We start from the raw sequence: 18,390 nt of genomic DNA on the forward strand, positions 1-18,390 counted from the left end.
GCGAGGCTCGCTACATTCGGCTACTGCATGTCTCCTAAGATCGACTTCGATTTAGGACAAAGACATGCAGCAATTCAAAGTCGCTGTAGTCCCGACGCATGCTCCAAGGGAGGCCCAAGCCATGGCCGCGCTCGAACTTGACCTCTTCCTCTGCCGTAGCGACAACTTCGGTGTGCTCGTCCACGATCCGGTAAGCGGCGCAACGGCGTCGATCGACGCACCCGAGGAGCAGCCGATCCTCGAGGCCCTGGAGCGGCGCGGCTGGCACCTCACCCACATCCTGACGACCCATCACCATGGCGACCACGTCGCGGCAAATGTCGGCCTGAAGGAACGCTTCGGCGTCACCATCATCGGTCCAAAGGGCGAGGCTTCGAAGATTCCAGGCATCGACAAGCAAGTGGCGCATGGGGAACGCTTCGTATTCTCCGGCCATCCGGTCGAGGTGATCGAAACGCCCGGTCATACGGCGGGGCACATCTGCTTCCATCTGCCCGAAGACAAGTTGCTCTTCGCCGCCGATACGCTGTTCGCGCTCGGCTGCGGTCGGCTCTTCGAGGGGACGGCCGAGACGATGTGGCAATCGCTGAACCGGCTGATGGCGCTTCCCGACGATACGGCGGTCTATTTCGGCCACGAATACACGCTGTCGAACGCTCATTTCGCCGTGACGATCGATCCGGAAAACTCAGCGCTGAAAGAGCGCGCCGCCGAAATCGAGGAGACCCGTTCGGACGGCGGCTTCACGGCGCCGACGACGATCGGCCTTGAGAAGAGAACCAACCCGTTCCTGCGCGCCGCCGATCCGAAAATCCGCGCTCACCTCGGCATGGAGAAGGCGAGCGATGCAGCCGTCTTCGCGGAAATTCGCAAGCGCAAGGACAATTTCTGATGAGCGCCGCGCGGGAGATGACGGCGGCCACGATCATCGACACGCTGGGGCTCACCCGGCATCCGGAAGGCGGCTGGTACGTCGAGACCTTCCGCGATGCCGACGGCGGGTCACGCGGCCACTCGACGGCAATCTACTATCTGCTCGAAAAGGGTGACCGATCGCACTGGCATCGCGTCCGCGATGCAGCCGAAGTCTGGCATCATTACGCCGGGGCGCCGCTCGAACTCAGCATTGCCGAACCCGGAAAGCGGGCCTCACGCCATCGGCTCGGTCCCGACCTTCTGAACGGCGAACGGCCGCAACAGATTGTCCCCGCCGGTTGGTGGCAATCGGCCGCCTCGCTCGCAGACTGGACGCTCGTCGGCTGCACGGTTGCGCCGGGCTTCGACTTTTCCGCCTTCGAGATGGCCGCACCGGATTGGCAACCGCCGCAAGATCAAGATTGAGTGTTACTCGGCCGCTTGCGCCGCCGTCCCGCCACTCCTGAAGATCATATCCTTCGCCGCGAGTACGGCGCCGCCTGTGACGAGCATGCAGGCCAAGGCGATTCGCCAGGACGGCTCGGCAAAGTCGAACAGGATGAGGATCAATGTCGAGAGCACCGGCGCCGCATAGCTCGCAACACCGAGGAACTGGATGTCGCCGTTCTTGACGCCGAAGTCCCAGGCATAGAAGGCAGCGCCGACCGGCAGAAGGCCGAGGCCGGCAACCGCCAGCCATTCCAGGGGCGCCTGCGGCCAGACCGTGGTCTCGAGGCCGAGATGGCAGAGAAGGGAAAGAATCGAGGTCGCTAGGCAAAAGCCGGTCACCACGTCGGTCGAAACTGCGCCGAAGCGCCGGGTGATCAGCGAATAGCCGGACCAGGCGAAGGCGCAGAGGAATGCGGCTCCGTAACCGAGTGCATAGGCATCGTCGAAGGCGACGCCGTCGCGTGCCACGATCATGATGGTGCCGGAGAGCCCCGCAAGCGCGCCGGCGATATGGTACCAGCGAAGCCTCTCACCCGGCAGCAGGGCCGAACCGACGACGATCAGAAGCGGCCAGAGATAGGCGATCAGGCCGGCTTCCACCGCCGGGGCATTTCGAAGCGCCGTGAAATAGAGAAAATGGTAGCCGAAAAGTCCGGCAATGCCGGTGATCCAGACCTTGGCCGGCTGCTTCAGAAGCGAGAGGCGTTGAGGTTTCGACGCCAATACGATGATGCCCGGCAGGCTGCCGATCATGAAGCAGATCGCCGAAAGCTGGAACGGCGGCACCTCACCGGAGGCCGCGGTGAAGAGTGCCAGCAGCGACCACATCAGGATTGCCGAAAAACCGACCAGCGTTGCCTTGAACTTCATCCCACTTCCCCTCACGCAGCCCCCGAAGGCGACACCCGGTACGTCCGCGTACCGCCGCCCTTCGACTTGTCATGGATTTATCGTGCCTGCGCGATTTTCGAAAGAGGCGACCGGCTGGCCCGACTAGCCGCCAAACCGCGTCGCCGACACGGTCACCGGCCCGATCTTCGTCGGAATGCGGACATAGACGGGGGCATAGACGTCGACCGCCTCCGACTTCGCGAACCAGATTTCCATGGTTTCCAGGCGGCGCAGATATTCGACGTCCTCACGCCCCTTTCGGTACCCGGCCTTCGGCACGAACTTGACGCCGCAGACGATCACCTCGCCGTCAAAGCCCTTGGTCTTGAAGTTCCGCGTGCCCTTGGCCGACAGCCTGATGTCGAGCCGCGATTCGCCGTCGAAGATCGGCAGCGTATTGGGGCAGACGCGGCTTGTCGCCGGAATGATCAGCCCGGAGAGCGGATCGAGGACGTTGCGCATGTCGCGGCTCGTCACCGGTACCCAGTTCTTCGGCAATGGTGTGCGCTTCGGGACCATGCTTGCGCGCACCACATTGCCGTTGCGGAAGCTGACGCTGATCGCCCGGGATTTCTTCCCGCTGCGATAGGACATCGAGTATTGCGTCGCCCGGAGGCGGTCGCGGCCGATCAGCCCGGAAACGCGCGTCTGGCCGGCGGTCGGGCTGATGATGTTCACCAGGCCGGCCGAGTTCAACGTTCCCGAGATCGTATAGCGATTCTGCTCGATCTCGGTGTGGAACGAGGCCCGCGCCAGCGGCAGGCCGGCAAGCGCGATACTGTAGTCCGTCTGATGCTCGATCTCCGCAGCAAAACAGGCTGTGGAAAACATCGCGGCGGCCAGGAGTGCCGGCACGCGAAAGCCACTGCGCAACATCATTCCCGAAAGCCCCATTGCCAATCTCCTGCAGGATCCGTGAAGCGCGACCGGTTCAAGGACGAAACCATGCAGCAGCTCAAAATGTTACAGTGTCATTCTGCTTCTCGACGACACCCGGCGCGGCCCTGCCGCAATTCCCTGAGATGCAAGCGGTTTGCGGCATTTCTGCGCCCGATTCGTCATAGTCTCTACAGGCGAGACCAAGGGCTTGATTCCGCCTGCGCCAGGAGGAGATAGCGCGGCGCGGCACGGCCGGAAAGATGACGGCTCGCAACCGCGCTGAATTTTTGATAATCCTTGGCAAGGCACGGATTTTGAGGAAAGCGCAGGTTTGGCTTGACTGGCGGGCCATCACTGACTATAGAACCGCGACTTTCCAATAACGGCCAGTAGGAACGCGGCCTGGGCTCTGGGCCCGCTACCGCATTGTCCGGCGGCGAAAAGAAAATAGGTGTACCATGTCCCGTAGTTGCGAATTGACCGGTAAGGGCGTCCAGTCGGGTCACAATGTGAGCCACGCCAACAACAAGACGAAGCGCAAGTTCCTGCCGAACCTGTGCAATGTCACGCTGATCTCCGACGCGCTCGGCCAGCGTTTCCGCCTGCGCGTCTCCGCTGCGGCTCTGCGTTCGGTCGAACACCGCGGCGGTCTCGACGCCTTCCTGCTGAAGGCCGACGAGAACGAGCTGAGCATGCGCGCCCGCCTGCTGCGCCGGCAGATCGTCAAGAAGGCTGCCGAAGCCGCCTGATCGGCGCCGGAACCTTTCCGAACACGGCTTGAAAGGCTTGCGGATCCGTCCGGCAAGCCTTTTTCTCGTGTTCGATTCACCGGCCGGATGCCTGCCTTCGGTCTTGTGCGTCACTGGTGGCATCACCCAGGATAAAAAAATGCTGATCAACCGTACGTTCTTCGTCTATGTCGCGCTGATGACCCTGGTGGTGGTCGCGTCGAACTTCCTCGTGCAGTATCCCCTGCCCGGCTCAATCGCCGGCATGCAGCTCGGCGATCTTCTGACCTGGGGCGCTTTCAGCTATCCCTTCGCCTTCCTGGTCACCGACCTCACGAATCGCCAGTTCGGTCCGCGCATCGCGCGCCGCGTCGTCGTCGCCGGCTTCGTGGTCGCCGTCGCGCTTTCCTTCTTCGCCGCGACGCCGCGGATCGCGATCGCCTCGGGTTCGGCCTTCCTGCTTGGCCAGCTTCTCGATATTTCGGTATTCAACCGGCTGCGGCGTCAGACTTGGTGGCGCGCTCCGCTCGCCGGTTCGCTGATCGGCTCGGGCCTCGACACGGCGATGTTCTTCTCCTTCGCCTTCGCACCGGTCTTCGTCTTCCTCGGCCCGAACGACAGCTTCGCGCTGGAAGCAGCACCGCTCCTCGGCCTCGTCGCCTATGAAGCGCCGCGCTGGATTTCGTGGGCGCTCGGCGATCTGGCGGTGAAGATCCTGTGCGGCATCGTCCTCTTGCTGCCCTATGGTGCGCTGATGAGCGTCGTCAAGCCGATGCCGGCAGCCAAGGCCACCGCGTGAATTTGAAGAGATGAATAGGCGGGGCCGGGTTGGCCCTGTCGCGCTTCAGTTGGTGTAACCGTCCCTCAGCCGGAACTCGAGCATTAGATTGCGCTCGAGGATCGAATGGTTGTCGTCGGAAACCAGGATCAGCCGAGTCTCGCCGTCAGGCCGGACGACGACATCGAGCCCCTCCATGTTGTCAATCTGGTAGCCCATGTCGGCCTCGAGCAGCACCTCGCCGTCGACCACGGCGCCCGGGCGGATATCGGCGGCGGCAAGCCGCCGGATGCGCATGCCGAGTCCTGAGGCGAGATTGAAGCGGCGCTCCAGGATGAGCAGATCGCCATTCGGCAGGAACGCGCCGTCGGTCACCGCATAGGGGTCGTTGCGCACCACCGCGAAGGCGCCCCGCAGCGGACCGTCGAGAATGCCGGCCAGCAGATTGTCGGACGCATCGACGCTACGTTCCGCGACGACCACAGCGGCGCCGGCGAGCGGCCCATCCTTCGGCGCAATTGCGATCGTCTCCAGGCCGCCATTGCTACGCAGCTCCTCGACCCGAAAGGGCAGGCTCATCTGGCCGATCGGCCGCAATCCGGCAAAACCTGGGTCCGGATAGAGATCGACCCGTGCCGCCTGCTCGAAGCTGACGATGACGGCGCCGTCGCGCAGCGCCAGCCCCTCGGAATCCACCATCCATTTCTTGAGCTGAGCCCCGCCATTGGCATCGGTCATTGCGGTGATGGCGAGGTCGGTCGTGCCCAGCAGCCTGCCCGCCGCGTCCCGAATGACGGCGCCCTCGACCCAATGTCCAGTATCGAGAACGGCGACGAAGGATTCGCCACCCGGCCGGAAGCGGATCGCCGAAACCGCTCCGAACAGCGCATTGGGCGAGGTCATCTCGATGCCGCCGATGAATTCGAGCCTGCCGAAGGTCGTCGCGTCGGAGCCGACCTTGAACTGCGAGATCTGCCGGCTGCGGATCGGAGCGATCTCACACAAGGCCTCCGCCTTCGCAGCCACGGTCGACGCCAACAGGAAGAGAACGGCAAGGAATCGGCGGAGCATGTCTAGGCACAACCTTCCAGGGAGGCGACGCAGGTGCTGACCGACGGGCAGCCTCCTAGCAGATGATGGAGATGCAGGCGAATTTGCGGCGTGGCAAACCGCTCAGCCGACCCGGCGCAGGCCCCCGACGCGGCCATGCCTCTCCTCCTCGAAGAGGGCGGCGAGCTGCTCGGTCATGGCGCCGGCCAGTTCGTCCGCATCGACGATCGTCACGGCGCGGCGATAATAGCGCGTCACGTCATGACCGATGCCGATCGCCAGAAGCTCGACCGGCGAGCGCGTCTCGATCTGCTCGATGACGGCGCGCAGATGCCGCTCGAGATAATTGCCGGCGTTCACCGACAGGGTGGAATCGTCGACCGGCGCGCCGTCGGAGATCATCATCAGGATGCGGCGCTGCTCCGGCCGGCCGAGCAGGCGATCATGGGCCCACATCAGCGCCTCGCCGTCGATATTCTCCTTGAGCAGCCCCTCGCGCATCATCAGGCCGAGATTGCGGCGCGCGCGGCGCCAGGGGGCATCGGCCGACTTGTAGACGATGTGGCGCAGGTCGTTGAGGCGGCCCGGCGACTGCGGCTTGCCGCCGGCCAGCCATTTCTCGCGGGATTGTCCGCCCTTCCACGCCTTGGTGGTGAAGCCGAGGATCTCGACCTTGACGCCGCAGCGCTCCAGCGTGCGGGCCAGGATGTCCGCGCAGGTGGCCGCGACGGTGATCGGCCGGCCGCGCATCGAGCCGGAATTGTCGATGAGCAGCGTCACGACCGTGTCGCGGAAATTCGTATCCTTCTCCCGCTTGAAGGACAGCGGCTGCATCGGATCGATGATGATCCGCTGCAGCCGCGCAGTGTCGAGGAACCCCTCCTCGAGGTCGAACTCCCAGGAACGGTTCTGCTGCGCCATCAGCCGCCGCTGCAGGCGGTTGGCGAGGCGTCCGACGGCCCCCTGCAGGTGTGCCAGCTGCTTGTCGAGGAAGGCACGCAGGCGGTCGAGTTCCGCCTCCTCGCAGAGCTCCTCGGCTGTGATGGTCTCGTCGAATTCGCGCGTATAGACCGCGTAGTCGACCTTTTCGTTCAGATCGGCGAAGGGGTGGTTCGGCCGCTTGACCTCGCCGGGCGTCTCGCTGTCTTCGTCGCCCTCGTCCTGAAGGTCGTCGTCGGAGATCTCGGCGCCGTCCATCTCGCCTTCTTCCATCTGCTCCTCGGCAGACTGGTTTTCATCGGCGGGGGCGGCATCGGAGCCCTCCTCCTCTTCGCTGGCGTTCTCGTCCTGCTCCTGGCTGCGCGGCTGGTCCTCGTCGGTCTCGCTTTCCTGCTCGTCCGGCTCGATATCGTCCTCGCCGTATTTCTCGGCCACATCCATCGAGGCAAGCATGTCGCGCACCACCCGGGCGAAGGCGTGCTGGTCGTTGATCGCCGCCGGCAGGTGCCCGATGTCGGCGGAGGCCTTCTGCTCGATGAAATCGCGCCAGAGGTCGAGCACCTTGCCGGCCGCCGCCGGCGGCTTCTTGCCCGTCAGCTTTTCCCTGACCAGCAGCGCCACCGCCTCTTCGAGCGGTGCATCCGCTTGCGCTTCGATGGAGCCGAAATTGGCCTTGGCATATTTCTCCTCGAGCATGGAGGAGAGATTGTCGGCAACGCCTGGCATGCGGATCGCCCCGATCGCTTCGACCCGCGCCTGCTCGACGGCATCGAAAATCGCCCGCGCATCGGCGCCCTGCGGCGACATGGTCGCATGGATGCGGTGGTTGTGGCAGGCCTTGCGCAGCGCCATGGAATCGCCCAGACCGCGCGCCACGGCGAGTTCGTGCCGGGTCGGACGCTTCGAAAGCTCCGGCAGCCGGATGCGCTCGCCGGTCATCCCGGGGCGCTCGTTCGCGAAGGCGACTTCGAGCTCCGCATCCCCGGCGATCGACCGGACGCAGCCGGAAAGCGCCCGCTTGAACGGTTCAGCGGCGTTTTCCCTCGTTTGCAGCTTCGCCTTTGAATTCGAGCTCACGACAGTTCCTTCTTCAGCCGGCTCCGGCTGATACCGAGCGCATCACCGATGTACCTAAGCGCCGGCGGCTCCGGGCGGGTGCCGGCGCTTGGGCGAACTCAGGCAGTCGCTTCCAGCACGATATTGGCGGCGCTTTCCTTGAGCTCGACACCGAAGGCACGCTGGTAGTGCTCGGCGACCAGGGCCCGCTCCAGCTCGTCGCATTTGTTGAGGAAGGTCACACGGAACGCGAAGGCGATATCGCCGAAGATATGGGCGTTCTCGGCCCAGGTGATCACCGTGCGCGGGCTCATCACCGTCGAGAGGTCGCCATTGATGAAAGCGGCGCGCGTGAGATCGGCGACGCGCACCATCTTCGACACGGTCTCGCGGCCCTTGTCGGCCGTGAAGCCTTTCACCTTGGCAGCGACGATGTCGACCTCCTTGTCGTGCTGCAGGTAGTTGAGCGCGGTCACGATCGACCAGCGGTCCATCTGCGCCTGATTGATCTGCTGCGTGCCGTGATAGAGCCCGGTCGTGTCCCCGAGGCCGATCGTGTTGGCGGTGGCAAACAGGCGGAAGGCCGGGTGCGGGCGGATGACGCGGCTCTGGTCGAGCAACGTGAGGCGGCCGGAGGATTCCAGCACCCGCTGAATGACGAACATGACGTCCGGACGACCGGCATCATACTCGTCGAACACGAGCGCGACATTGTGCTGATAGGCCCAGGGCAGGATGCCGTCCTTGAATTCAGTGATCTGCAGCCCGTCCTTGACGACGATTGCATCCTTGCCGACGAGATCGATACGGCTGACATGGCTGTCCAGATTGATGCGCACGCAGGGCCAGTTGAGCCGCGACGCCACCTGCTCGATATGGGTCGACTTGCCGGTCCCGTGATAGCCGGAAACCATCACGCGTCGGTTGTGGGCAAAGCCTGCAAGAATGGCGAGCGTCGTTTCCCGGTCAAAAAGATAATCGGGATCGAGATCGGGCACATAGGCGTCGCCCTTCGAATAGGCTGGAACGCGCAGATCCGTATCGATGCCGAAAGCCTCCCGAACAGAGATCGTCGTATCGGGGAGGTTGGAAATGTCGAGGTCAATCTTGCTCATCATGTCTCCAGAGCGGCCGCCGGACGGCAGCCGCGCATTCGCCTGCAAAAGTGTTTTCTGTCTTAATCCGCGTTGTTAGCAGAAACCAGCCTGTTTTAACAATTGATAGGCCTGAATCACGGCCCGAAAACGGTCTTCCGAGCCCCTGTCTCCGCCATTCGCATCGGGGTGGTGTTTCTTCACGAGGTCCTTGTACGCGGCCTTGATATCGGCGGAGGTTGCCGAGGCGGCGAGCCCGAGCGTTTCGAAGGCCTTGGCCTCGAGCGTCTTCAGCTTGCGCAACCGCGGCTCGTGCCGCGCCTGCCGGGCGCGCGCCTCGTTGAAGAAGCCGAACGGATCCCGCATGCGCGCCTGGGCGCCGGCGCTGCCGGAACGCATCTGCGATTGTGTCGGGCCGTTGCGGGCACTCTTGTTGACGCCGACCGTCCAGGTGGGACGATGCCCTGTGACCGCTTCCTTCTGGTAGCGGGCGATCTCGGTGTCCGAGAGCCCGGAGAAATAATTGTATCCCTTGTTGTATTCCTTCACGTGCTCGAAGCAGAACAGGAAATACTCGCCTTCCGCATTTCGGCCGACCGGAGCCCGATGCACGCCCGTCTTGTCGCAGCCGTCCCACTGGCACGTCGGCGTAGACGGCTCCACGCGCGCCTGTGCCCCCTTGGGGCGCGTGCGGATTCGATCGAAGTATTTTGAATCGAGCTTCATGGCAGCCATTATGGGGTTTGCGACGGGTCACAACAAGAATTGACAAAGCGGAATGTTGCTGGCTTTGTGCGCGCATTTTGCATCGCCGGCGCCATATCGCGGCGCCAGAGCAACAGGAAAATGGGACGGAAGCATGTCGCTGCAGAACCGCATCGAAGAGAAGCTTCAGGAGGCCTTCCATCCCGAACGGCTGATGGTGATCAACGAAAGCCATCTGCACGCCGGCCACCAGCCCGGCTTCGACGGCGGCGGCGAAACCCACCTGCGCATCCGGATCGTCGCGAGCGCCTTTGCCGGCATGAGCCGCGTGGCGCGCCACCGCGCCATCAACGACCTATTGAAACCCGAGCTCGATGCCGGCCTGCATGCGCTGGCGGTGGAGCCGGCCGCGCCCGGAGAAGCGACGCGCTGGTAGAGGTCAGAGCCCTGCCGCCTCCTCCTCGGCCGGGCGGATGCGCAGTTTGGTGATCCGGTTCTTCACCCGCTTCATGACGATGAAACGCTTGCCGTAGAAGGTGAAGGCCTGCCGCTCCTCCGGAATGCTCTTCGCTTCGTGGATGACGAGACCGGCGACAGTGGTCGCCTCCTCGTCCGGCAGGGACCAGTCAAGAGCGCGGTTGAGATCGCGGATCGGCACCGAACCGTCGACGACGATCGAACCGTCGGCCTCCTGTCGAACGCCCTGGATGTCGAGGTCGTGCTCGTCGGCAATGTCGCCGACGATCTCCTCGAGAATGTCCTCCAGCGTGACGAGGCCCTGAACCTGGCCGTATTCGTCGACCACGATCGCCAGATGCAGCTTTCGCCTGAGGAAGGCGTTGAGCTGGTCCGTGAGATTGGTCGTGTCCGGCACGAACCATGGCTTCTGCGCGATTCTGACGATATCGACGGTATGCGGTTCGACACCCGGCTCGGCGAGCGCCCTCTGCAGATCCTTCGAATGGACAACGCCGATGATGTTGTCGGTCGAGCCGCGCCACAGCGGCAGGCGCGTGAAGGGGCTTCCGAGGATTTCCCGGACGCAGACCTCCGGCGGCTCCTCCGCGTTGACCGCCTGCATGGCGGTGCGGTGGATCATGATGTCGGAAACCTCGAGCTCGCCGAGGTCGAGGACGCCGCCCAACCGGTCGCGGTCCGCCTTGACCACCGCCCCTTCCCGATGAAGCAGGTCGACGGCACCGCGCAGTTCCTCCTGGGCCGAAAGCATCGGCCGGTCGGAGGAAACCTTCACGCCGGATAGGTTCAGGAGGCGGCGCACGATCCCGTTTATGAGCGCGGATATCGGACCGGCAATCGCCACGAAGCGCTTCACCATGGGCGCCACGGCAAGGGCGAACCGATCGGGAGAGGCGATCGCCCAGCTCTTCGGCAGCACCTCGCAGAAGAGGACGAGCAGCACCGTCATGCCGAGCGTCGCGACGAGCACGGCGAAGTTGCCGACGAGGCGGATCAGCAGGCTGGTCGTCAGCGACGTGGCGAGAATGGTGACGAGGTTGTTGCCGAGGAGCAGCGTTCCGACCAGCCGGTCACGCCGCTCGATCAGCCGGTTGACGAGACCGGCGCGCCGGTCGCCATTGCCCTCGAGCGAATGCATGCGCGCCCGGGAGGTTGCGGTCAGGGCCGCCTCCGAACCGGAGAAGAAGGCCGAAAGGAGCAGCAGGCAAACGACCGAGAGGAGCGACAGCCAGTGCTCCGCCAGGAACAGCCATGCCGCCTCGACGCTCATCGCGGATGCTTTTCCTTGAGAAAGCCCAGCACCTCGGACGCCGGAACGTCGTCGGCGACGAAGGACTGGCCGATGCCTCTCGTCAGGATGAAAGTGAGCTTGCCGCCCTTGACCTTCTTGTCCTGGGCTATCGCCTCCATCAGCCGCTCGGCCGGCGGAAGGTCGCCGGGAATGTCGGACAAGCGCGTCGGCAATCCGACTGCCTTGAGGTGGGCTTCGACGCGCCGCGCATTGTCCGGACTTGCAAGATTCATCCGGGTGGAGAACTCGTGCGCCAGCACCATGCCGATCGCAACGCCTTCCCCGTGCACGAGCCTGCGGCTGTCATACTCGGTCGCGGCCTCCAGGGCGTGACCGAATGTGTGTCCGAGATTGAGCAGCGCGCGCAGGCCGTTCTCGCGCTCGTCCGCGGCGACGACGTCGGCCTTGGCCTGGCAACTGACCGCGATCGCCTCGATGCGAGCCGATCCGCCGGCAAAGACCGCCTGCCAATTGCGCTCCAGCCAATCGAAGAATTCCGGCTTGTCGATCAGGCCGTATTTCGCAACCTCGGCATAGCCGGCGCGAAACTCGCGCGCACTCAGCGTATCGAGCACGTCCGTGTCGGCGAGCACCAGATCCGGCTGGTGGAACACGCCGATCAGGTTCTTGCCGTGCGGCGAGTTGATGCCGGTCTTGCCGCCGACGGAGGAATCGACCTGTGCCAGAAGCGAGGTCGGCATCTGGATGAAGCGCGAGCCGCGCCGGACGATGCCGGCGGCAAAGCCGGTCAGGTCGCCGATCACGCCGCCGCCGAGCGCGATCACCGCATCGTTGCGCTCGATCTTCGCCGCGAGAATGGCGTCGCACACCGGGATCAGATGCTCGAAGCTCTTGGTCTTCTCGCCCGCTGGCAGGACGAGCGAGACCGCCTCGATGCCGCTCTCCTTCAGGCTCGTCATCAGCGGCTCCAGATAACGGGGCGCCACGTTTTCGTCCGTGATCACCGCCATCCGGCGGCCCTTGAGGCGCGAGGCGATTTCCTTGCCCGCCGCGGCGATCAGGCCGGGGCCGATGAGAATGTCGTAGGACCGGTCTCCGAGGTTCACCCGGACCTTTCGCTCGGCAGGCGTCACATGGTTCATCATGGCATCTCGACTTTCTTGCAGTCGGCGATGGCGGCGAGGACCTCCTCGACCATCGTCTCCTTTTTCACGTCGCGCGACAGGACCACGAGGTCCGCCTCGGCGTAGATCGGGTAGCGAGCCCGCATCAGGTTCTCGAGCGTCTGCTTGGGGTTTTCCGTCTTGAGGAGCGGCCGGGTGTCGCGCTTGTTCACCCGTTCCCACAGCACGTCGAGATCCGCATTCAGCCAGACAGTCAAACCGCCCTTCTTGATCTGCCGGCGCGAGCGTTCGTTGATATAGGCGCCGCCGCCGGTCGAGACGACCCGCGGCCCCGATCTCAGCAACCGCTTCAGCACCCTCGCCTCGAGCGCACGGAACTCCTCCTCGCCATAGGCGGCGAAAAGCTCGCTCACCGTCATGCGCGAAACCCGCTCGATCTCGTGGTCGGAATCGACGAAGGGAACCCCGAGCGCCTGTGCGGTCAGCCGACCGATCGCCGATTTTCCCGCCCCCATCAGGCCGATAAAAATGAGATTGCGTTTACCGAGAGCGAGCTTCGCCCGCTCGGCGAGCGTCGCGGAATCCGGTTCGGTCACATCGTTCATTAGGCCTCACAGTCCCCATTCCCCTTCCGTATCGACAAATCGGCGGGGGGCGTCAAGTCGTCGCGCCGGCCGGGCCACGCTTCTTGAACTTGCCGGACGAGCCGTTCATATAGATCACGGTTCCGCAATGGCGTTACCCGCGTACTGGAGACTGAAATGCCAACCCTGTTCCGGTTCCTGTTCTTCTGCGCCGTGGTGGCCGGCATGATCTATGGAACCATGGTGGCGCTCGTCACCTTCGTCGAACCGGTAGAGCGGGACGTGACGGTGCGCATTCCGTCCGAACGGGTCAACAAGCCGCAATGACCGATCTTTCGGAGGCCCACCTCGAAGCTTTCCTGGAAATGATGAGCGCCGAACGAGGCGCGGCGGTCAACACGCTGCAATCCTACGAACGCGATCTCAGGGATGCCAGCTCCTTCCTGCGCACCTGTGGGACGCGGCTCAATGCCGCCACGGCCGACGATCTGAGACGCTATCTCTCGCATCTTGCCGGCGAGGGCTTCAAGCCTTCCTCGCAGTCACGCCGGCTGTCGGCCCTTCGGCAATTCTACAAGTTCCTCTATGCGGAAGGGCTGCGCGGCGACGACCCTACCGGCATTCTCGACGCGCCCAAGAAGGCGCGCGCCTTGCCGAAGACGCTCAGCGTCGATGACGTCACCCGGCTGATCGGCCAGGCCGAGGCGGAGGCCGGCTCCGGCGCCGAAGACGCCTTCGCGAAGCGTCGCATGCACGCCCTCCTGGAGCTTCTTTATGCGACCGGCATGCGCGTCAGCGAGCTCGTGTCGCTGCCGGCAAGCGTGCTTGCGCAGAACGGACGCTTCCTGGTGATCCGCGGCAAGGGAAACAAGGAACGGCTCGTGCCGCTGTCGCAGGCCGCGATCCGCGCCATGCGGACCTACGGGGCCGAGTTGCGCGAAAGAGCGGCGGAAACGGAGAGCCCCTGGCTCTTCCCCTCCTTCGGCAAATCCGGTCACCTGCCGCGCCAGGTCTTTGCCCGCGACCTCAAGAGTCTCGCGGCTCGTGCCGGCATCAAGGTCGCGGCGATCTCGCCGCATGTGCTGCGCCATGCATTCGCCAGTCACCTCCTCGCCAATGGCGCCGACCTGCGCGCCGTGCAGGAACTGCTCGGCCATTCGGACATTTCGACGACACAAATCTATACGCATGTGCTTGAAGAACGGCTGCACGAGCTGGTGCAAAACCACCACCCCCTTGCCAAACAGGCGAAAAAACAGGATTAGGACCGCCGGGCAGGTTGGCTTTGCCGGACGGTCCTTGTCGCAAAACGATCGGAAACGCATCTCATGCACAACTATCTCGACTTCGAAAAACCCATCTCTGATCTCGAGGGCAAAATCCTCGAATTGAAGAAGCTTGCCGGCGAAGACGAGAGCGTGAACACTTCCGATGAGATCGCGCGGCTCGAGGGACGTGTCCGCGATGCGATGGCGGAGATCTATTCCAAGCTGTCGCCCTGGCAGAAGACTCAGGTTGCGCGCCACCCGTCCCGGCCGCATTTCCTCGACTATGCCGCGGAGCTCTTCACCGAGTTCACGCCGCTTGCCGGCGACCGAAACTATGCGAACGACGATGCGATCCAGGCGGGCCTCGCGCGGTTCCGCGGCGCGCCGGTCGCGGTGATCGGACAGGAGAAGGGCAACGACACGAAGTCGCGCATCAAGCACAATTTCGGCAGCCCGCGCCCCGAGGGCTACCGCAAGGCGGTCCGCGTCATGGAAATGGCCGACCGGTTCGGCCTGCCGCTGATTACCCTGGTCGACACCGCCGGCGCCTATCCCGGGGTCGGCGCCGAGGAGCGCGGCCAGGCCGAGGCGATCGCCCGTTCGACCGAAATGTGCCTCAACGTCAAGGTGCCGATCGTCACTGTAGTGATCGGCGAAGGCGGCTCCGGCGGCGCGATCGCGATCGCGACGGGCAACCGCGTCTATATGCTCGAGCACGCGATCTACAGCGTCATCTCGCCGGAGGGTGCGGCCTCGATCCTCTGGCGCGACTCGACGCGGGCGAAAGAAGCGGCCAGCAACATGAAGATCACCGCCGAGGACCTGAAGGCGCTCGGCGTCATCGACGGCATCATTCCCGAACCGATCGGCGGCGCCCATCGCGACGCGCAGGCCGTGATCGGCCGCACCGGCACGGTCATCGCCGATGCACTGAAGGAGCTATCCGGCCGCAATGGCGACGAACTGCGCGCCGACCGCCGGCAGAAATACCTGAACATCGGCCGCAATCTCTGAGCGGGCGAGGCAGAGCGTGATCCTGGCCGCCTCCCGCTTTAGCCTCGTTCAGCGCCCGGGATTAACCATTGCGATCAACTTGGCGCGCTCGACAACCGGAAATCGGGACTGTGGCCAAATCTTGGCCATATTCATGGGGTCATGAGAAACGGCCGTTCGCAGGGGGCGCCTGCACGGTTAAGATTTCGTGAAGGATAATGACTTACTGATTCGTTGACACCTCTCCCTCGCGGAAGGGGCGTGCACGGATGGAATCTGGCTAAAACGGGCTTTTGCCGATGCGTTTCAGGAATCTTTTTGTCACCGCCGTCATTGCAGCCGCGCTCGCCGGCTGCACCAACGAAACGCTCGATTCGGTCAATCTCTCCTCCGTCAAGAACAAGACCGAATACCAGCTGTCCGGCAAGATCGTCGGCAAGATGAAGGAACTGGGGATGCAGAAGACATCCCCGATCCTGTTGCGCATTTTCAAGGAAGAGGGAACGCTCGAGGTCTGGAAGGCGAATGCGTCAAGCCGCCTCCAGCTCTTGAAGAGCTATAAGATCTGCGCCTGGTCGGGCAAGCTCGGCCCCAAGGTGAAGGAAGGTGACCGTCAGGCGCCGGAGGGCTTCTATCCGCTCTATCCGCACCAGATGAACCCCAATTCGAACTATTACCTGGCGATCAATACCGGCTTCCCCAACACCTATGACAGGGCGAATGGCCGCAGCGGCACGCATCTGATGATCCACGGCGCCTGCTCGTCGTCGGGCTGCTATTCGATGACCGACGAGCAGATCATCGAGATCTTCGCGCTCGCCCGCGACGCCTTCAAGGGCGGTCAGGAGAGCGTCCAGCTTCAGGCCTTCCCCTTCCGCATGACGGCCGAGAACATGGCCCGCCACCGCGACAATCCGAACATCGAATTCTGGAAGATGCTGAAGGTCGGCTACGACCAGTTCGAAGTGACCAAACGTCCGCCGCAGGTCAATGTCTGCGAGAGGAAATACGTCTTCAATCAGCAGTCCGACGGCAGCTTCAACCCTGCCGGCCAGTGCCCCGCCATGTCGACGCCGCCGGCCTTGCAAGTGGCCATGGCGAATTTCGACAAGGACTACCAGCGCGATTATCAGAAGGCGCTGAAGAAATACGACGGCATGGTTTGGTATGAGCCGAGCGAAGCGGAGCGCAAGGCGATCGTCGCCGAGCAGCGCAAGGGCCGCGAGCTTGCCTATGCGCCGACCGGCACGTCGCTCGACGCCGGCAAGCTGATGAAGGTGAGCGATCTCGAAAAGCGGCTCGCCGAGCAGAAGGAGGCCGAAGAGGCCAAACAGGCGGCGTTGATCCAGAAGGAAGCTCTGGAGAAGGCGACGCGCGACGGCAAGGCCGTACCCGTGCCGCAGCAGAGCCCGATCGAGCGCCCGGTTCAGCAGGCGGCGCTGCAGACGGCGCCTACCCAGAAATCCTTCTGGAACCTGTTCTCGAAAAGCGAGCCCGCGGCGCCGGCACCGGTCAACCAGGCGCCCGCCGAGCAGAGCGCAGTCCAGCCGGGGGCTCAACAGGCGGCTGCGACCCAGCAGCACCCTGCCAGCACTCAGCAACAGGCAGCCACGCCGGCCGGGGCCAATCCGCAAGTGGCCACGGCCCCTGCAGCCGGCAGCGAAACGGCGCCGGCGGAACAGCCGCCGAAGAAGCGTCCGTTCTGGAAGATCTGGGGCAATTGATGCCGGACGAGCCAAGGGTGGTCTATGATTTGAGGGGGCTGAAATGCCCCCTTCCCGTTTTGAAGACGCGCAAGCGAATGGAAACGATGGCGCCCGGCGGGCTCATCGAGGTCGAGACGACCGATCCGCTGGCCGTGATCGACATTCCGCATTTCTGCAACGAGGATGGGCACCGGCTCGAGCAGGCGGCATCGACCGCCGGCGGCCATCGCTTTCTCATTCGCAAGAAGACGTGACGGCGGAGATTCCGGCGTTCTCTATTATGACGCCTGTGGGCAGTAAGGGGCAAAGCGGCTTGATCAGAACTTCACACCGGGCACGGCGAGCGGGTTGTCGGTGAGCGCCTGCGCATCCGGACGGTCGACGCGCGGCTTGCCGGTGAAGGCATCGAAGAGATCGCGCACGAAAGCCTCTTCGAGCCCCTTGGTGATCAGCACCATCCGGGTGCGCCGGTCGGCTGGGTCCGGCCAGGCGGCAAGCCGTTCAGGCGCGTGAAAGACGGACTGGACGCCGTGCAGGACCACCGGGCGCTCCGGCCGGTCCGCGGCGCAAACGATCGCCTTCATACGCAACAGCTTCTCGCCATGGGCCGAGCGCAACAGGTCGACGAACATTTCGAGCGCCACCGGCTCGATCGGCCGGTCGTGAACGATGCTGAAGGAGCGGATGTCGGAGCCGTGGCGATTGACGTCGTGGTGGTGGTGATCGTGCCCATGATCATGGCCGTGGTGATGGTCATGATCGTCACCTCCATCGAGCTCGTCCTGCAGCCAGCGGCCGACATCGGCAACTTTGGTGGATGGATCGTAGAGCCCGCAGGCGAACAGGTCGGCCCGCCCCGCCTCTTGCCCGTCGCCGTCGAAGATTGGCGCGCGCGGATTGAGGTCCTTCAGAAGGTCAGCCAGCGCGTCGAGCTGTTCCTTACCGGAAAGCCCCGTCTTGCTGATCACCAGCCGGTCGGCCACGGCGACCTGCTTCAGCGCCTCGATGTGCTTTGCGATCGTCTGGGCCCCATTCACCGCATCGACGACAGTCACTACGCCGTCGAGGCGGAAGTTCTGGGCGATCACCGGATTGCCGAGCACCGACTGCAGCACCGGCGCCGGGTCGGCCAGGCCGGTCGTCTCGATGACGACGCGCTTCAGCGGCTTGATCCGCCCGGTCTGCATTCGGTCCATCAGGTCGGCGAGCGTGTCGACCAGTTCACCGCGGACCGTACAGCACAGGCAGCCGTCGGAAAGCTCGATCACCCCGTCGCTCGACGCCTCGACAAGCAGGTGATCGATCGAGACATCGCCGAATTCGTTGATGATCACGGCGGTGTCGGCAAGCGCCGGATCCTTCAGCAAGCGGTTCAGAAGGGTCGTCTTGCCCGCACCGAGGAAGCCGGTGAGGATCGACACCGGCACGACCGGCAGTGGACCGTTCATGGAAAGGACTCCGTCATAGACCTTGGCGGCGTCCGGACGGAAACCGCAATCGC

The 18,390-nt window shown here is 63.9% G+C and carries 20 protein-coding genes; 10 read left to right on the plus strand and 10 right to left on the minus strand.

From position 1 onward, the window contains the following. Positions 1–121 precede the first annotated feature (121 nt). Positions 122–892, plus strand: a complete 771-nt coding sequence (gene gloB / locus CO664_RS19830; RefSeq protein ID WP_037419810.1) for a hydroxyacylglutathione hydrolase — start codon at positions 122–124, stop codon at positions 890–892. Next, positions 892–1,341, plus strand: a complete 450-nt coding sequence (locus CO664_RS19835) for a cupin domain-containing protein (protein WP_097539696.1) — start codon at positions 892–894, stop codon at positions 1,339–1,341. The genes gloB and CO664_RS19835 overlap by 1 nt, the downstream gene beginning before the upstream one ends. Before the next feature lie 3 nt (positions 1,342–1,344). Here the strand turns inward: CO664_RS19835 and CO664_RS19840 are convergent, their stop codons facing one another. After that, positions 1,345–2,235, minus strand: a complete 891-nt coding sequence (locus CO664_RS19840) for an EamA family transporter (protein ID WP_037419815.1) — start codon at positions 2,233–2,235, stop codon at positions 1,345–1,347. Between the two features lie 123 nt (positions 2,236–2,358). Further along, positions 2,359–3,150, minus strand: a complete 792-nt coding sequence (locus CO664_RS19845; RefSeq protein ID WP_162109123.1) for a DUF3108 domain-containing protein — start codon at positions 3,148–3,150, stop codon at positions 2,359–2,361. A gap of 443 nt (positions 3,151–3,593) precedes the next feature. Between CO664_RS19845 and rpmB the strand changes: the two genes are divergently transcribed. Both rpmB and CO664_RS19855 read left to right on the plus strand, forming a co-directional pair. Further along, entirely contained in the window at positions 3,594–3,884 is a 291-nt protein-coding gene (gene rpmB / locus CO664_RS19850) for a 50S ribosomal protein L28 (RefSeq protein WP_012709220.1), read from the plus strand. A gap of 139 nt (positions 3,885–4,023) precedes the next feature. Next, positions 4,024–4,662 (plus strand): VUT family protein, encoded by a 639-nt coding sequence (locus tag CO664_RS19855; protein WP_037420118.1) that lies wholly within the window; start codon positions 4,024–4,026, stop codon positions 4,660–4,662. 45 nt (positions 4,663–4,707) lie between these two features. Here the strand turns inward: CO664_RS19855 and CO664_RS19860 are convergent, their stop codons facing one another. The 4 genes from CO664_RS19860 to CO664_RS19875 all read right to left on the minus strand — a co-directional run bounded on the left by CO664_RS19860 (position 4,708) and on the right by CO664_RS19875 (position 9,515). Next, complete coding sequence (locus tag CO664_RS19860; protein ID WP_097539697.1) at positions 4,708–5,712, minus strand: esterase-like activity of phytase family protein; 1,005 nt, start codon at positions 5,710–5,712, stop codon at positions 4,708–4,710. Between the two features lie 102 nt (positions 5,713–5,814). Then, complete coding sequence (gene cobT, locus CO664_RS19865; RefSeq protein WP_097539698.1) at positions 5,815–7,707, minus strand: cobaltochelatase subunit CobT; 1,893 nt, start codon at positions 7,705–7,707, stop codon at positions 5,815–5,817. 98 nt (positions 7,708–7,805) lie between these two features. Next, on the minus strand, positions 7,806–8,801 hold the full coding sequence (gene cobS, locus CO664_RS19870) for a cobaltochelatase subunit CobS (protein ID WP_037419822.1): 996 nt from the start codon (positions 8,799–8,801) through the stop codon (positions 7,806–7,808). A 75-nt stretch (positions 8,802–8,876) separates the two neighbouring features. After that, positions 8,877–9,515: a J domain-containing protein gene (locus tag CO664_RS19875; RefSeq protein WP_095678005.1), complete on the minus strand. Its 639-nt coding sequence runs from the start codon at positions 9,513–9,515 to the stop codon at positions 8,877–8,879. A 124-nt stretch (positions 9,516–9,639) separates the two neighbouring features. On the opposite strand from CO664_RS19875, the gene CO664_RS19880 reads away from it, so the two are divergent. Next, entirely contained in the window at positions 9,640–9,921 is a 282-nt protein-coding gene (locus tag CO664_RS19880; RefSeq protein ID WP_037419828.1) for a BolA family transcriptional regulator, read from the plus strand. A 3-nt stretch (positions 9,922–9,924) separates the two neighbouring features. Here the strand turns inward: CO664_RS19880 and CO664_RS19885 are convergent, their stop codons facing one another. Genes CO664_RS19885 through CO664_RS19895 form a run of 3 tightly spaced genes read right to left on the minus strand, consistent with a single transcriptional unit; the run spans position 9,925 to position 12,943 of the window. After that, positions 9,925–11,232 carry an HlyC/CorC family transporter gene (locus CO664_RS19885; RefSeq protein WP_037419831.1) on the minus strand — a complete coding sequence of 436 codons (1,308 nt, stop codon included), beginning with the start codon at positions 11,230–11,232 and terminating at the stop codon, positions 9,925–9,927. Further along, positions 11,229–12,359 carry a 3-dehydroquinate synthase gene (aroB, locus tag CO664_RS19890; protein ID WP_097539699.1) on the minus strand — a complete coding sequence of 377 codons (1,131 nt, stop codon included), beginning with the start codon at positions 12,357–12,359 and terminating at the stop codon, positions 11,229–11,231. Before aroB ends, CO664_RS19885 begins: the two co-directional genes overlap by 4 nt. Then, the gene (locus CO664_RS19895; protein WP_037419837.1) at positions 12,356–12,943 is read right to left on the minus strand and encodes a shikimate kinase; all 588 of its coding nucleotides are present in this window, start codon (positions 12,941–12,943) and stop codon (positions 12,356–12,358) included. The genes aroB and CO664_RS19895 overlap by 4 nt, the downstream gene beginning before the upstream one ends. A 156-nt stretch (positions 12,944–13,099) precedes the next feature. On the opposite strand from CO664_RS19895, the gene CO664_RS19900 reads away from it, so the two are divergent. The 5 genes from CO664_RS19900 to CO664_RS19920 all read left to right on the plus strand — a co-directional run bounded on the left by CO664_RS19900 (position 13,100) and on the right by CO664_RS19920 (position 17,143). Beyond that, positions 13,100–13,249: a hypothetical protein gene (locus CO664_RS19900; protein WP_018235448.1), complete on the plus strand. Its 150-nt coding sequence runs from the start codon at positions 13,100–13,102 to the stop codon at positions 13,247–13,249. Further along, positions 13,246–14,187, plus strand: coding sequence for a site-specific tyrosine recombinase XerD (gene xerD, locus CO664_RS19905; protein WP_097539700.1), 942 nt, complete (start codon positions 13,246–13,248; stop codon positions 14,185–14,187). The genes CO664_RS19900 and xerD overlap by 4 nt, the downstream gene beginning before the upstream one ends. A 63-nt stretch (positions 14,188–14,250) precedes the next feature. Next, positions 14,251–15,204 (plus strand): acetyl-CoA carboxylase carboxyltransferase subunit alpha, encoded by a 954-nt coding sequence (locus CO664_RS19910; protein WP_097539701.1) that lies wholly within the window; start codon positions 14,251–14,253, stop codon positions 15,202–15,204. 278 nt (positions 15,205–15,482) lie between these two features. Next, positions 15,483–16,907 carry a murein L,D-transpeptidase family protein gene (locus CO664_RS19915; RefSeq protein WP_097526593.1) on the plus strand — a complete coding sequence of 475 codons (1,425 nt, stop codon included), beginning with the start codon at positions 15,483–15,485 and terminating at the stop codon, positions 16,905–16,907. Further along, positions 16,907–17,143: a sulfurtransferase TusA family protein gene (locus tag CO664_RS19920; protein ID WP_097526594.1), complete on the plus strand. Its 237-nt coding sequence runs from the start codon at positions 16,907–16,909 to the stop codon at positions 17,141–17,143. The genes CO664_RS19915 and CO664_RS19920 overlap by 1 nt, the downstream gene beginning before the upstream one ends. A gap of 63 nt (positions 17,144–17,206) precedes the next feature. Here CO664_RS19920 and CO664_RS19925 read toward each other — a convergent pair whose 3' ends face one another. Then, a complete protein-coding gene (locus tag CO664_RS19925; protein WP_097526595.1) occupies positions 17,207–18,337 on the minus strand; it encodes a GTP-binding protein in 1,131 nt (376 codons plus the stop codon). Between the last annotated feature and the right edge of the window lie 53 nt (positions 18,338–18,390).

The sequence above is a fragment of the Sinorhizobium sp. NG07B genome (assembly GCF_002532005.1).
Taxonomy (GTDB): Bacteria; Pseudomonadota; Alphaproteobacteria; order Rhizobiales; family Rhizobiaceae; genus Sinorhizobium; species Sinorhizobium fredii_C.

Coding starts and splice junctions, on each gene's coding strand:
- CO664_RS19855 (WP_037420118.1), top strand. CDS start 4,024: ATGCTGATCAACCGTACGTTCTTCGTCTATGTCGCGCTGATGACCCTG.
- CO664_RS19895 (WP_037419837.1), bottom strand. CDS start 12,943: ATGAACGATGTGACCGAACCGGATTCCGCGACGCTCGCCGAGCGGGCG.
- CO664_RS19835 (WP_097539696.1), top strand. CDS start 892: ATGAGCGCCGCGCGGGAGATGACGGCGGCCACGATCATCGACACGCTG.
- CO664_RS19920 (WP_097526594.1), top strand. CDS start 16,907: ATGCCGGACGAGCCAAGGGTGGTCTATGATTTGAGGGGGCTGAAATGC.
- rpmB (WP_012709220.1), top strand. CDS start 3,594: ATGTCCCGTAGTTGCGAATTGACCGGTAAGGGCGTCCAGTCGGGTCAC.
- CO664_RS19910 (WP_097539701.1), top strand. CDS start 14,251: ATGCACAACTATCTCGACTTCGAAAAACCCATCTCTGATCTCGAGGGC.
- xerD (WP_097539700.1), top strand. CDS start 13,246: ATGACCGATCTTTCGGAGGCCCACCTCGAAGCTTTCCTGGAAATGATG.
- CO664_RS19875 (WP_095678005.1), bottom strand. CDS start 9,515: ATGGCTGCCATGAAGCTCGATTCAAAATACTTCGATCGAATCCGCACG.
- CO664_RS19860 (WP_097539697.1), bottom strand. CDS start 5,712: ATGCTCCGCCGATTCCTTGCCGTTCTCTTCCTGTTGGCGTCGACCGTG.
- CO664_RS19925 (WP_097526595.1), bottom strand. CDS start 18,337: ATGAACGGTCCACTGCCGGTCGTGCCGGTGTCGATCCTCACCGGCTTC.
- CO664_RS19840 (WP_037419815.1), bottom strand. CDS start 2,235: ATGAAGTTCAAGGCAACGCTGGTCGGTTTTTCGGCAATCCTGATGTGG.
- CO664_RS19880 (WP_037419828.1), top strand. CDS start 9,640: ATGTCGCTGCAGAACCGCATCGAAGAGAAGCTTCAGGAGGCCTTCCAT.
- CO664_RS19915 (WP_097526593.1), top strand. CDS start 15,483: ATGCGTTTCAGGAATCTTTTTGTCACCGCCGTCATTGCAGCCGCGCTC.
- gloB (WP_037419810.1), top strand. CDS start 122: ATGGCCGCGCTCGAACTTGACCTCTTCCTCTGCCGTAGCGACAACTTC.
- CO664_RS19845 (WP_162109123.1), bottom strand. CDS start 3,150: ATGGGGCTTTCGGGAATGATGTTGCGCAGTGGCTTTCGCGTGCCGGCA.
- cobS (WP_037419822.1), bottom strand. CDS start 8,801: ATGAGCAAGATTGACCTCGACATTTCCAACCTCCCCGATACGACGATC.
- CO664_RS19900 (WP_018235448.1), top strand. CDS start 13,100: ATGCCAACCCTGTTCCGGTTCCTGTTCTTCTGCGCCGTGGTGGCCGGC.
- CO664_RS19885 (WP_037419831.1), bottom strand. CDS start 11,232: ATGAGCGTCGAGGCGGCATGGCTGTTCCTGGCGGAGCACTGGCTGTCG.
- aroB (WP_097539699.1), bottom strand. CDS start 12,359: ATGATGAACCATGTGACGCCTGCCGAGCGAAAGGTCCGGGTGAACCTC.